Below are 13,253 nucleotides of genomic sequence, written 5' to 3'. Positions count from 1 at the left end.
GGAAATACAATGAAATGTAAAAGATTAGGGGCTATAATATTAGCAGCTACTTTAACTATGGGTACATTTGTAGGCTGTCAAAGTAAAGCAGCCGATAGTGCGGCTAAAGCAAACACTGAAGGAAAGGTCAAGGATAAAATTGTGTATTCAATTAACACTCCACCAACAGGGGTATTTAATCCATTATTATCAGACACAAGATATGATGGAAATGTCAATGGCATAATCTATACTTCATTATTAGATGTTGATAATGATGGAAACTTAGTGCCATCTTTAGCAGAAAGTTATAAGGTTTCAGATGATCAAAAAACTATAACATTTAAAATAAATAAAAATGCAAAATGGCATGATGATAAACCTGTTACAACTGAGGATGTAGTTTTTACTATAGAATCTTTAGCAAATCCTAAATACACTGGTAGTTATGCAGGCAACATTTCTGATATAAAAGGTGTGGATGCATATAACAAAGGAAAAGCTAAAACTATAGAAGGGATAAAAGTTGTAGATGAAAATACAATAGAAATTCAACTTGAAAAGGCATATGCACCGGCTATTGTTAATATTGCAGGAGTTAATATTATACCAAAACATGTCTGGTCTAAGGTACCAGTAGAGAATTGGGAAAAAGCTACTGATTTATTAAGAAAACCAATAGGGTCAGGGGCATATAAATTAAGTAAATTTGAGCCGGGTCAATATGTTGAATTTGAAGCTTATGATAAATACTTTGGTGAAAAAGCTAAAACTAAAAAATTTATATTAAAAGTTACTAATCCAGACACATTACAAGCTGAGTTGAAAAATGGTAATGTGGATATAGCTAATATAAAAGATATGAAAAATAATGAAGTAGAAAATGTAAAAAAACAAGGCTTTGATGTTGCAACTTACCCAGATTTTATGTTCCAATACATGGGCTTTAATTTAAGAAAATCAACATTTAAAGATAAAAAAGTAAGACAAGCATTTATGTATGCTCTAGATAGAAAATCAATGGTTGATAAATTATTAGAGGGAAGAGGTGAAGAAATAAATACAGCATTACTTCCTTCAGGATGGGCATATCCAGAAAGCGGATTAAACGAATATAAATTTGATGTAGAAAAGGCTAAAGGATTATTAAAAGAAGCTGGATGGGAAGATAAAAATAAAGATGGAGTTTTAGAAAACGCTAAGGGAGAAAAATTCCAAGCAGAATTAAAATATCCAACAGGATTAAAAGCAAGAGAACAAACAGCATTAATAATCAAAGAAAGTCTTAAAAAAGTAGGAGTGGATGTTAAATTAACTTCTATGGAATTTCCTACATTAATGGAGCAAGTAGTTGCAAATCACGAATTTGATTTATACTTAATGGGTAATACATTATCTTCAGATCCAGATCCAAAACCTTTCTGGTATTCTGAGGCTGCTTCAGATAAAAAAGGTGAAGAAGGATGGAATATTGTAGGTTATAGAAATAAAGAAGTAGACAAACTTTTAGATGAAGGTATTTCTACTATAGATAGAAATAAACGTAAAAAGACATACGAGCAATTTGGAAAAATAATTAATGAAGATGTACCAGAAGCATTTTTATATGTTCAAAATAATGACGTAGCATATAATAAAAAATTAAAGAACTTTAAGCCTTCTACATTCTCTGAATTTAGAGACATAGAAAAATGGTATATAGGGGAATAATAAAAAAATAATTTGAGAGGGTCTAGTACCTTCTCAAATTATTTTTTAGCATTTTTTTAAGCATATATTAAAATTTTTTAAGGAGGATAAAGCATTTAAATGCTTTTTAGGTTATGAGGGACTATATATTTAAAAGAATTATAACGTCAATTGTTATGCTAATAGGAGTGTCTATAATTATATTCACCTTAGTTCAATTGCAGCCAGGGAATCCTTATTCTACCATGATTAGTCCAACTGTTAGTCAAGATACTGTACATAAAATGTTAAAAGATATAGGGTATTATGATCCCATTTGGATAAAGTATATAAAATGGCTAGGAAGGGTGTTACATGGTGATTTTGGGTATTCCATACAATACAAATTACCAGTGTTAACTGTGATTAATTCAAGAATATGGAACACTTTTTTGCTTTCTATTGTTTCGTTTATAATAAGTTCATCAATAGCTATATTATTGGGAGTAATAGCAGCATCAAAGCAGAATTCTATTTTTGACAATATTACTACTGTAGTTTCTTTTATTGGATTATCAATTCCAACTTTCTTTTTTGGTTTATTACTTGTAAAATGGCTTTCTTTTGATGTTAATTTATTACCTACGTCAGGAATGAGTACCTTGGGGGAAGATTATACAGGAATCAAGGCAATTATAGATGTTGTAAGACATATGGTTATGCCAGTTATAGTACTTTCTATAACACAAGTTGCATCTCTCATGAGATACACGAGATCCTCTATGATAGATGTTTTAAGTCAAGAGTATATAAGAACTGCTAGAGCAAAGGGGCTTAATAAAAAGCTAACCATATGGAAACATGGTTTTAGAAATTCACTTATTTCAATAGTGACTATATTATGTATGCAATTACCATCTTTATTTTCTGGGGCACTAATTACAGAAACTATATTTATATGGCCAGGTATAGGTAGGTTAAACTATGAAGCAGTTGTAAATAGAGACTATCCACTTATTATGGGGATAACAATGATGCTTGCAATTTTAATAGTGTTTTCTAATTTGTTAGCAGATATGCTTTACGCTGTAATAGATCCAAGAATAAAGATTAATAAATAGTTTTTATGGGAGTGAAAATTAGGTGTTGAATAAAATAAATAAAGATAAATTTAAAAAAAATAAGTTAGCTATATTAGGGTTTATTATAATTGTAATGCTAGTTTTATTATCTGTTTTTGCACCAATCATAACCAAGTATGATCCTAACTTGCCAGATTTATATAACATGAATAGTGCACCAAGTAGCACCCATATTTTAGGTACTGATGAAGTGGGAAGAGATGTATTTTCAAGATTATTATATGGGGGAAGGGTATCTATTTTAGTAGGTATATCTGCAATGTTAGTGCAATTGGTTTTGGGTGTATTTTTAGGTACCATATCCGGATATTATGGTGGTATAGTAGATAAAATTATTATGAGAATTATAGATATAATGATGTGTTTTCCCTTCTTTGTAATAGCTATTACAATAGCAGCTATAGTAGGCCCTAATATATGGAATTTAATAGCTATAATAGGGTTACTGTCTTGGCCAGGAATAGCTAGAATTGTTAGAGCAGAAATATTGTCATTAAAAGAAGTAGATTTTATAATGGCGGCAAAAGCTATGGGTTTAAATTCAAGAGAAATAATAGTACGTCAATTAATACCTAATAGTATTTCTCCAATAGTTGTGGCAGCTACGTTATCTATTGCAGATGACATACTTACAGAGGCATCATTAAGCTTTTTAGGAATGGGAGTTAGACCACCACAACCAAGCTGGGGAAATATGTTATCATCAGCACAAAATATTACAACATTACAAAGTCAATGGTGGCTATGGATTCCAGCGGGTATCTTAGTAATTTTAATAGTTATATCTATAAACCTAGTTGGAGATGGATTAAGAGATATATTAGATCCTAAGAATAAAAGGTAATGGGGGAAAGGTAAATATGAGTTTGTTAGAGGTTAAGAATTTAAAGACTGTTTTTAATACTCCATATGGAAAGGTTAAGGCAGTTAATGATGTCAGCTTTTCTATAAATGAAGGAGAAGTAGTTGGTATAGTAGGGGAATCAGGAAGTGGAAAAAGTGTAACTTCCTTATCTATAATGAACTTAATATCAAAACCTAATGGAATTATAGAAAATGGACAAATTATCTTTGAAGGAATGGATTTACTTAAGTTATCAGATAAAGAGATGTGTAAAGTAAGAGGAAATAATATATCCATGGTATTTCAAGAACCTATGACATCTTTAAATCCTGTATTTACTATAGAAAATCAAATTGGAGAGGTACTTAAACTACATAAAAATTGTAATAAACAAGACATACATGAAAGAGTTATAAAAGTTTTAAAGGATCTAAAAATACCTAATCCCCAAGAGGTTATGAAAAAGTATCCTTTTGAATTAAGTGGAGGAATGAGACAAAGAATAGTTATAGCCATGGCAATTGTATGTACACCTAAAATAATAATAGCAGATGAACCTACTACTGCATTAGATGTTACTACACAAGATGAAATATTATGTTTATTAAAAAATATAACGGAAAGCATTAATAGTTCAGTTATGCTTATAACTCATGATTTAGGGGTTATAGCAGAAATGGCTACAAAAGTTATAGTAATGTATAGAGGTAAAATAGTTGAACAATGTGATGTAGTAGAGTTCTTTGATAATGCGAAACATCCATATTCACAAGGGTTAATAAATTCCATGCCAAACAATTTCACTAAGAATGGGAGATTCCATTGTATAAAAGGTAACGTTCCTTCAATGCATGAAGAAATAAAAGGATGTGCATTTTGTGAAAGATGTTATAGAGCAATGAAAATATGCAAAGAAAAGGAACCGCCAATTAAAAAAATTAGACAAGGGCATACAGTAAGTTGTTGGTTGGAACAGGAGGTGTAAATATGGGTATAAATAATGAGGTGTTATTAGAAGTTAATAACTTAAAAAAACACTTTTTAGTTAGAAAACACATATTTTCTAAAGAAAAGTCATATGCAAAATCAGTAGATGGAGTTTCTTTTACCATTAATAAAGGAAAGATACTAGGGCTTGTTGGGGAATCTGGGTGTGGAAAATCTACTACAGGAAAGACCTTGTTAAATCTAATAGAACCGACAGCTGGTAGTGTGAAATTTGAAAACGAAGTTATTTTTGATATAGAAAATAAAATATACATAGATAAAAAAAGGATGACGTTGTTAAGAAAAGATATGCAAATAATATTTCAAGATCCATATGCTAGCTTAAATCCTAGGATGAATGTAGAAAATATAATCTGTGAGGGAATGAAAAAACACAAAATTGCAAGTGGAAAAGAACTTCAAGAAAAATGCAAAGAAATTTTAGGTATGTGTGGTATGGATAAATACTCCTTAAGTAAATATCCTAGTGAATTTAGTGGAGGACAAAGACAGAGAATAGGAATAGCTAGATCACTTTCAGTAAATCCAAAATTTATAGTCTGCGATGAACCTACAGCTGCACTAGATGTATCTATTCAATCACAGATTTTAAATCTAATGCTAGACTTAAAGGATAAATTTAATCTTACATATCTTTTTATATCTCATAATTTAAGTGTAGTTCGATATTTTTGTGAGGATATATGTGTTATGTATCTTGGGGTTATAGTAGAAAAGGCTGCGGCGGAAGAATTATATAAAAATCCATTACATCCATATACAAAGGCGCTTATATCATCCGTTCCTAAGACACATCCACTGGATAAAAGAGAAAGAGTACAGTTAAAGGGAAGTATACCAGGTGCAAGTAATATTCCAATAGGATGTAGATTTCATACTAGGTGTCCGTATGCTAAAGATATTTGTAAAAATGAAATTCCTAAATATAAAGAAGTTGGAAGTAATCACTTTGTTGCATGCCATCTAATATAAAAATAAACAAAGTTTATTGATATATTTCCCGTAAAGAATATAATTAATATAGTAAAATATACATGATTTGTGGGAGGTTAGTATGTTCAAAGAGGCTACAAAAATATTGATATATACGTTATTTTTCGGTGGAGCTTTTACCTTAATCGGATTGGGGTTTAGAACTCAAAATAAAAAAGGAATGAGCGAATGGTATGTTTCTAGAGGTTATGACAAATTAAGTAAGTTATATGAGAAGACATATTTAATCATGGGTATATGTGTTCTTATTATTGGATTAATAGGATTTTTAGTTAAATCCTATATGAACATATTTATGGGAATTCAATCAATAATAATATTAGGTGGAGTTGTTTATACATTAATTGCTAAAAGAAAAATACTTAAAAAACATAAAAAAATAGATTAGTAAAAGTGGGCCATATGGCCCACTTCTATTATGTAAAAAAATTTAAAAATAAGTAGTTTTAATAAAACTTTTGAGAGTTTAGGAAGTTTTCATGACTATTGGAAAATTTTGAAGTATAATATTGTTTAATAGAATATGGTAAAGTAGGTGAGGATATGCAAGAAAAAGAATTATTAAGAAAGTTGTGTACATCTCATGGACCAAGTGGAAGAGAGCATTGGATTTATCCTATAATCAAGGACGCTTTCGAACCATTTTGTGATGAGGTTAGACAAGGGAATTTAAATAATGCATATGCCATTAAAAAGGGAAATGGTAAAGCTAGTATAATGCTTATGGCACACGCAGATGAAGTTTTTATGCAAGTAGATAAAATTTGTGAAAATGGTTTTGTTAAATTTACTACACTTGGAATTGATGTTAAAACATTAGTGTCACAAGAAGTTCTTATTCATGGAAAAGAAAAGATTAATGGTGTCATTGGAATTAAGCCTCCTCATTTAATGAAAGAGGAAGAGAGAAATGTTGCTGTAAAGGTAGAAAATCTTGCGATTGATACTGGAAGAAGAAAAGAAGATCTACAAAAACTTATTAAGGTAGGAGATTTTATAACCTTAAAAAGAGATTTATATGAACTTTTAAATAACAATGTAGTTTGTAAGGCGACAGATGATAGGGCTAGTATAGTTTCTATGTGGAGTTGTGCTAAGGAACTTCAAAATATTAATCATGATTTAGATGTTTATTTTGTATCTTCTTGCCAAGAAGAAGTGGGACATAGAGGAGCTAAAATGGCCTCTTATGATTTGAATCCTACTTTAGGAATTGCAATTGATGTAACTTTTGATAGTGGAAGAATGGGAATACCAGATAAGGAAACCTATTTAGGAAAAGGACCTGTTATTTGTGTTGGACCTAACATACATCCTAAGTTTAGAAAGAAATTAACAAGTATTGCAGAGGAATATGGAATTCCTTATCAAATAGAAGTAGAACCAGGCAATACAGGTACAGATGCTTGGGATATTCAAGTAGTTAGAGGGGGTATACCTACCTTATTAATCTCTATACCTCAAAAATATATGCATACTACAGTAGAAATGGTTAATATGGATGACATTAAGAATACTGGTAGAATTATAGCTAAATTTATAGAAAAAATTAAGTCAGAGGATTTGGAGGAGTTATTATGTTTTTAGAAGATTTATGTAATGCTCATGGTCCTGTTGGCTATGAGGGTGAAGTTAGAGATCTTATAAAAAAAGAAATTAAGCCATATGTAGATGAAATAAAAGTTAACGTCATGGGGAATATATTGGTTCATAAAAAGGGAAAAGGACCAAAGGTATTAGTAGATGCACATATGGATGAGGTTGGCTTTATTATAACAGGATATAATGACGATGGAACATTAAAATTTTCACCATTAGGAGGGGTAAATGCTAAGGCTGCACCATGTAAAGTTTTATATATTGGTGAAAATAGACTTGTGGGAGTTATAGGATTGAAACCTATACACCTTCAAAATAAGGCTGAAAGAACAAAAGGATTAACATATAAAGATTATTGTATAGATATAGGGTCAAACTCTAAAGAAGAAACTAAAAAATTAGTTGAATTGGGAGATTACGCAATATTTTCTACAGAGTATGGTGACTTTGGTGAAGGACTTATGAAAGGAAAAGCTTTCGACGATAGAATGGGATGTGCTATTTTAGTAGAGCTTTTAAAAGAAAATTATGATTGTGATTTATATGCTTCTTTTAGTGTTCAAGAAGAAGTAGGAGATAGAGGGGCATTATCATCAGCTTTTGAAGTTGAGCCAGATATTGGCGTAGCTTTAGAGGGAACTATTTGTGCAGATATGCCATCAGTACCAAAACATTTAAGAGCAACTGAAATAGGAAAAGGTCCAGCTATTTCAATGATGGATAAAACAAGTATTTTTGATTATGAACTTACTAATAGTATCATAAAAGTTGCAGAGGAGGAAAGTATTCCTTACCAAAGAAGAAAGGCAACAGCTGGTGGAAATGATGCTGGAGCTATGGTATCTACAAAGGCTGGAGCTAGAGTTGTTACAGTGTCAGTACCTTGCAGGTACATACATTCAGCTATTTCTGTTGCAAGTAAAGATGACTTCAATAATACAGTTAAACTAATGAAAGCTTGGCTTAAGAGTTTGAAATAATTAAAGTGAGAGGAGCTCTGTTAAATATGGATAATTTATTACAAAGACTTGTAGAGTCATTTAAGGTTAGTGGCCATGAAGAAGGCATAAGAGCCATAATAAAAGAAGAACTAAAAAGTATAAATGGGGAAGTTAAAGAAGATAAATTAGGAAATTTAATTTTTAAAATGGGTGATGGGAAAGAAAAACTTATGATTTCTACATCTATGGACGAAGTTGGACTAATGGTAACTTATATAGAAGATAATGGGTTTATTAGAGTTGCTAATATTGGAGATGTAAATTCTTCAAGTATTTTAAATAAAAAAGTTATCTTCAAAAATGGAACTGTAGGCAGAATCGGGTCATCTAAAGAAAAACCAGAGGTAGAAGATGTATTTATAGACCTTGGCTTAAAGTCAAAAGAAGAAGTTATAAAGGTTGTAAAAGAAGGTGATGTTGCTAAAGTTCAAGGGGAAGTATTTAACCTTGGAGAAAATGTTGTTGGAACAGGACTAAGTAATATAGCATGTGTATATTCATTAATAAACCTTATAAAGCATACTAATAAATTTAATAAAGAATGTTATTTTGTATTCTCTTCTCAAGGGAAATTGGGAGGAAGAGGTGGAAGAGCTGCCGTATGTCAAGTTAATCCAGACTATGCCATAGTATTAAGTACGGAAGAAAGTTCAGACTATGTTGGTGGAGAGGAAAAATTAGTTTTAGGAAACGGACCAGCTCTTGTAGTTAAAGATAAAAATTTAATTATAAGCCATGAACTTCAAGAGATCATAGAAAATGCAGCAGAGGAATCTAACATAAAAATTCAACATATGGTAAGTAAGAATGGAACAGAGGGTGGTCCAATTCATAAAGAGCTTGGAGGAATAAGGACAGGTGTTATCTCTATTCCTACTAGATACCAAAACTCTATGTTAGAAATGATATCTGAAAAAGATGCGAAAAATTTACAGGATTTATTGGAAAAGATAATTTAATTAACAATTAATAAAATTTATCATATATTAATATGAAAGTAATTTTTATAGGAATATATGAAATATGAAACTTAGAGCACTTTTTGAGATGTTTATGGCAATAACCTTTGCATTTATTCTAGCTATATTTGATAAAATGGCAAGAATATCTGATTCAATGGAGGGTGATTCAATCGGTGATGATTCCAGGTTAGGTGTTAATTTTAATGTGAATAATAAGATATAAGATAAGTAAATTAGTTAATAAATATATTATATAATAAAATTAATATAAAATGCATAAGGTTAAAAATTCCCCAATATACTTTATTTAGAGTAATTAATTTGGGGGATTTTTTATGTATTTTGATTATGTTATAGTTGGAGCAGGTATTTGTGGTATAACTTTAGCAGAGAGAATTGTAACAGAAATGAAAAATAATGTTTTACTAATAGAAAAAAAGAATTATATTGGTGGTAAGTGTTTTGATTATTACGATGAAAAAGGTAATTTAAAGAGTAAGTATGGATTACATGTATTCTATACAGATTTACAATATGTATGGAATTATGTTAATTGTTTTGCACAGTGGGATACTATGGAACAACATTCAAGTTTATATAAATACATAGGTATACCTATTGGGGGATATACAAAAATGTTTAAAAATATGCTTAATAAAAAAGTTAAGATACTTTTAAATACAAACTATAAAGAAGCTATAAAAGATATTAAATATAATAAACTTATTTATACGGGAGAATTAGATTACTATTTTGATTATAAGTTTAAACCTATAGATTATGATAGCTATACATCTTTTGAGAGATATAAAAATTATTATGAACTTACCAAATATGAAAAAGATGTAACCTTTTTAGGTGGCCTTACAGAATACAAGCATTTTACTATGGATAGGTCTATTGACTGTACACTAAAATTGTTTTACAAAGATATTTTTCCTGTTGACAATAATTGTTTATAGGCTTATGATTAAAAAGTATTAAATAAGTATTAAAAAACTAAATTTCGATTAAAAGAAAAATATAAGCTTTTTAGTGAATGACTAAAAAGTTTTTTTATTTAGGAGGTGATATAAATGGATTCTGGCCATGGCCTGAATAGCATAAGGTTAAACGAGGAACAATTAGAAGAGGAAGACCCCATTTATATCACTAGGGTTACTTCCTTGTAGTTGGAGGGAGAATAAAATATGATAAAAATTTATAAAAGTGTAGAAAATGAGAACAAAGTAGTATCTATAAATGAAATAGAGCAAGGTTGCTGGGTTAATATTGTGGCACCGACAGATGAAGAACTTAATTCAATATCTGAAAAAGCTAATGTACCTCTAGAAATTTTAAAGGCAGCACTAGACGAAGAAGAGACATCAAGAATAGAAGAGGATGATAATGAAAATACATTAGTGATATTAGATATACCTTTTACAAATATGGAGGATAACTCACTAGTTTATGATACATATCCATTAGGGATAGTAAGAACAAATTCAATGATTATAACTGTATGCTTAAAAGAAAGTAAAATTTTAGAAGATTTTGTAACTGGTAAAATAAAGTCTTTCTTTACATATAAACGTTCAAGGTTTGTTCTTCAAATACTTTATAGAATAGCAACTTATTATCTACTTTACCTAAGACAAATAGATAAAAAGAGTGTAATGATTGAAAATAGGCTTCATAAATCTATGAAAAATAAAGAGTTAATTCAGTTACTTTCATTAGAAAAATCTCTAGTATATTTTTCAACATCTTTAAAATCTAATGAAATAACATTAGAAAAATTACTTAAATTAAAATCCTTTATTAAGTATGAAGAGGATGAGGATATATTAGAAGATGTAATAGTAGAAAATAAGCAAGCTATTGAAATGGCTAATATATATAGCAACATATTAAGTGGTACTATGGATGCTTTTGCTTCTGTTATTTCAAATAACTTAAATATAGTAATGAAATTTTTGGCATCTATTACTATAGTAATGTCAATTCCAAACATTTTTTCTGGATTCTTCGGAATGAACGTAGGAGGAATACCTTTTTCTAATAATGTTTATGGTTTCTCTATAGTGGTTGCAATAGTTGCATTAGTATGTCTTTTAGTTACTTACATTTTAAATAAGACAGATATGTTCTAATAATAAATACAATGAGATAAAATAAGTATATGTATATAAAGAGTTAGAATTAACCTATAAATCATAGGTTAATTCTAACTTTTTTTATTTATATTATGCAAGATAATAGGATGAATTATTGTATAAATAGGAATTCACACAAAAATTTGTGTGGAACATTGAGACAGGGATGAATGTTTTATATTGAGTGAACTATAGACTGGAAAAATAGTAGACTATATACGTATAGAAATAAGTAATATAAAGATTTTACGGTCAGTCTATATGATAAAATTTTAATAAATATGACAATATAAATATTAAAATTTAAGGTGGGTTGATTTTATGAATAATATTGGGGAAAATAGAAGAAATGAAGATGAGCTTACAGCAAGGGAAAGAGTTGAGCTATATTTTAAGGGGAAGTCAGTAGATAGGATACCATGTATGCCGTTTTTAGGTGAATCTAGCACACATTTGTTTGGTATAAATCCATGTGATCAAAATAGATCGGCAGAAGTAATGGCGAATATGGAGATATTATCATATAAGGAGTTCGGTCATGATAGTTGTGGAATAGGTACAGGACTTAGGGGGATGGCTGAAGCTATGGGGGCAAAAGTTGATTACTCACATGATAGAGTTCCCTTTTTAAAAGAATCCCTACTTAAAGATTATAAAGATTTAAATAAATTAAAAATTGTTGATCCTCATAAAGATGGTAGACTCCCTATTATTTTAGAAGCATTGCAAATAGCTAACAGGAACATAGGGAAGGAAGTAGAAATAGGGTCTGATATTGCAGGACCATTTAGTATAGCTGCCTTTGTTAGAGGAACAGAAAATTTTTTAAGAGATATCATAAAAAATAAAGAAAATGCTCATAAGTTATTAGAAATAGTAACTGAAAATAACTTGAAATATATTGATACAGTAACTGATATGGGATTTAGTGTTGGAATTTGTGATCCAGTAGCATCTTTAAGTATGATAAGTTTAAAGCAATTTAGAGAATTTGCAAAACCGTATCTAAAAATATGTATAGATAGAATTGCAGAAAAAACAGGTGGAGTTTCATATGTCCATATTTGTGGAAAGACTAAAGCTATATGGAAAGATATTATAGATATGGGGGTTGAAAATTTAAGTATAGATAATTGTGAAAAAATAGAGGATGCTGTTGAAATAGTTGGAGATAAGGCATGTATAATGGGAAATGTAGATCCTGTAGATACCATGAGATTTGGGACTACTGAAGAGGTTTACAATGAAGCTATGTTTTGTATCAGCAAAGGCATAAATAGTAGAAATAAGTATATACTAAGTACAGGGTGTGATATAGCCATGGGTGCGCCAATAGAAAATATTTATGCTCTAATGAATGCTGCCAGAGATTATAGTTCTAAAGATTATAGTTAATGTATAATAAAGCACATTCAGATATGAATTAAGTTATAAGTGTCATACTTGGAGTAAAATTATTAGGTTAATGTTTGCCTAGAAAAGGTAAGATTTATAACTTATAGGTATCTTAAATGAACTTATAAGTTATAAGCTTACTAATAAAGAAGATTTTTTAGTAATAATATGATATATACTGCACCTAGCGTATCATGTAGCGGAAAAAGCTAAAAAAATAAGTAATTCGGATTTATAATCGAATAATTTACATAATTCGACTTTGAACTAAAGGCAAGGCATCTAAAATATGATATCATATTCCTTGTCGCTGCGGTGCAGTGATTCAAACGAAGTTTCCAAGTTGTAAAAAATAACTTGGAAAATTAAAAAAAATGTTGACAAAACATTTCAAGTTTGATAAAATAAAAAACGTCCTCGAAACGAGGAAATGATCTTTGAAAATTAAACAGAGTATGATAAACAACTCGTATTCTTTTGAAATAAAAATTAAATGCTTAGCAAGTAATGCTTAAGTCAGAACA

The 13,253-nt window shown here is 29.8% G+C and carries 13 protein-coding genes; all 13 read left to right on the top strand.

What is annotated here, in order from left to right; genetic code table 11:
* Window positions 1-9: 9 nt before the first annotated feature.
* The 13 genes from QOZ93_RS10475 to QOZ93_RS10415 all read left to right on the top strand — a co-directional run bounded on the left by QOZ93_RS10475 (window position 10) and on the right by QOZ93_RS10415 (window position 12,729).
* Window positions 10-1,689, top strand: a complete 1,680-nt coding sequence (locus QOZ93_RS10475) for a peptide-binding protein (RefSeq protein WP_307356311.1) — start codon at window positions 10-12, stop codon at window positions 1,687-1,689.
* A gap of 113 nt (window positions 1,690-1,802) precedes the next feature.
* The gene (locus QOZ93_RS10470; protein WP_307356310.1) at window positions 1,803-2,768 is read left to right on the top strand and encodes an ABC transporter permease; all 966 of its coding nucleotides are present in this window, start codon (window positions 1,803-1,805) and stop codon (window positions 2,766-2,768) included.
* Between the two features lie 22 nt (window positions 2,769-2,790).
* Window positions 2,791-3,633, top strand: a complete 843-nt coding sequence (gene opp4C, locus QOZ93_RS10465; protein WP_307356307.1) for an oligopeptide ABC transporter permease — start codon at window positions 2,791-2,793, stop codon at window positions 3,631-3,633.
* Between the two features lie 16 nt (window positions 3,634-3,649).
* Window positions 3,650-4,618 (top strand): ABC transporter ATP-binding protein, encoded by a 969-nt coding sequence (locus QOZ93_RS10460; protein WP_307356305.1) that lies wholly within the window; start codon window positions 3,650-3,652, stop codon window positions 4,616-4,618.
* An 8-nt stretch (window positions 4,619-4,626) separates the two neighbouring features.
* Window positions 4,627-5,613 carry an ABC transporter ATP-binding protein gene (locus QOZ93_RS10455; protein ID WP_340344134.1) on the top strand — a complete coding sequence of 329 codons (987 nt, stop codon included), beginning with the start codon at window positions 4,627-4,629 and terminating at the stop codon, window positions 5,611-5,613.
* Between the two features lie 82 nt (window positions 5,614-5,695).
* Window positions 5,696-6,022 (top strand): hypothetical protein, encoded by a 327-nt coding sequence (locus QOZ93_RS10450; RefSeq protein WP_307356301.1) that lies wholly within the window; start codon window positions 5,696-5,698, stop codon window positions 6,020-6,022.
* Between the two features lie 155 nt (window positions 6,023-6,177).
* The gene (locus QOZ93_RS10445) at window positions 6,178-7,221 is read left to right on the top strand and encodes a M42 family metallopeptidase (RefSeq protein ID WP_307356299.1); all 1,044 of its coding nucleotides are present in this window, start codon (window positions 6,178-6,180) and stop codon (window positions 7,219-7,221) included.
* The gene (locus QOZ93_RS10440; RefSeq protein WP_307356298.1) at window positions 7,212-8,213 is read left to right on the top strand and encodes a M42 family metallopeptidase; all 1,002 of its coding nucleotides are present in this window, start codon (window positions 7,212-7,214) and stop codon (window positions 8,211-8,213) included. The genes QOZ93_RS10445 and QOZ93_RS10440 overlap by 10 nt, the downstream gene beginning before the upstream one ends.
* A gap of 26 nt (window positions 8,214-8,239) precedes the next feature.
* Window positions 8,240-9,193, top strand: a complete 954-nt coding sequence (locus tag QOZ93_RS10435) for a zinc-binding metallopeptidase family protein (protein WP_307356297.1) — start codon at window positions 8,240-8,242, stop codon at window positions 9,191-9,193.
* Between the two features lie 64 nt (window positions 9,194-9,257).
* Window positions 9,258-9,419 (top strand): hypothetical protein, encoded by a 162-nt coding sequence (locus tag QOZ93_RS10430; RefSeq protein WP_307356295.1) that lies wholly within the window; start codon window positions 9,258-9,260, stop codon window positions 9,417-9,419.
* A gap of 112 nt (window positions 9,420-9,531) precedes the next feature.
* Complete coding sequence (locus QOZ93_RS10425; RefSeq protein WP_307356293.1) at window positions 9,532-10,158, top strand: UDP-galactopyranose mutase; 627 nt, start codon at window positions 9,532-9,534, stop codon at window positions 10,156-10,158.
* 228 nt (window positions 10,159-10,386) lie between these two features.
* Complete coding sequence (locus QOZ93_RS10420; protein WP_307356292.1) at window positions 10,387-11,331, top strand: magnesium transporter CorA family protein; 945 nt, start codon at window positions 10,387-10,389, stop codon at window positions 11,329-11,331.
* 324 nt (window positions 11,332-11,655) lie between these two features.
* Window positions 11,656-12,729, top strand: coding sequence for a uroporphyrinogen decarboxylase family protein (locus QOZ93_RS10415; protein WP_307356290.1), 1,074 nt, complete (start codon window positions 11,656-11,658; stop codon window positions 12,727-12,729).
* The last annotated feature ends 524 nt before the right edge of the window (window positions 12,730-13,253 follow it).

It is taken from the genome of Hathewaya limosa (assembly GCF_030815255.1).
GTDB classification, from domain to species: Bacteria; Bacillota; Clostridia; order Clostridiales; family Clostridiaceae; genus Hathewaya; species Hathewaya limosa.
The sequence above is the reverse complement of the archived record's forward strand: the minus strand, read 5'-3'. Positions and strand labels throughout refer to the sequence as shown.

Bases quoted from the DNA above. Each gene is read 5' to 3' on its own strand.
- QOZ93_RS10415 (WP_307356290.1), top strand. From the start codon at position 11,656: ATGAATAATATTGGGGAAAATAGAAGAAATGAAGATGAGCTTACAGCA.
- QOZ93_RS10470 (WP_307356310.1), top strand. From the start codon at position 1,803: ATGAGGGACTATATATTTAAAAGAATTATAACGTCAATTGTTATGCTA.
- QOZ93_RS10430 (WP_307356295.1), top strand. From the start codon at position 9,258: ATGAAACTTAGAGCACTTTTTGAGATGTTTATGGCAATAACCTTTGCA.
- QOZ93_RS10460 (WP_307356305.1), top strand. From the start codon at position 3,650: ATGAGTTTGTTAGAGGTTAAGAATTTAAAGACTGTTTTTAATACTCCA.
- QOZ93_RS10445 (WP_307356299.1), top strand. From the start codon at position 6,178: ATGCAAGAAAAAGAATTATTAAGAAAGTTGTGTACATCTCATGGACCA.
- QOZ93_RS10435 (WP_307356297.1), top strand. From the start codon at position 8,240: ATGGATAATTTATTACAAAGACTTGTAGAGTCATTTAAGGTTAGTGGC.
- QOZ93_RS10450 (WP_307356301.1), top strand. From the start codon at position 5,696: ATGTTCAAAGAGGCTACAAAAATATTGATATATACGTTATTTTTCGGT.
- QOZ93_RS10440 (WP_307356298.1), top strand. From the start codon at position 7,212: ATGTTTTTAGAAGATTTATGTAATGCTCATGGTCCTGTTGGCTATGAG.
- QOZ93_RS10475 (WP_307356311.1), top strand. From the start codon at position 10: ATGAAATGTAAAAGATTAGGGGCTATAATATTAGCAGCTACTTTAACT.
- QOZ93_RS10420 (WP_307356292.1), top strand. From the start codon at position 10,387: ATGATAAAAATTTATAAAAGTGTAGAAAATGAGAACAAAGTAGTATCT.
- QOZ93_RS10425 (WP_307356293.1), top strand. From the start codon at position 9,532: ATGTATTTTGATTATGTTATAGTTGGAGCAGGTATTTGTGGTATAACT.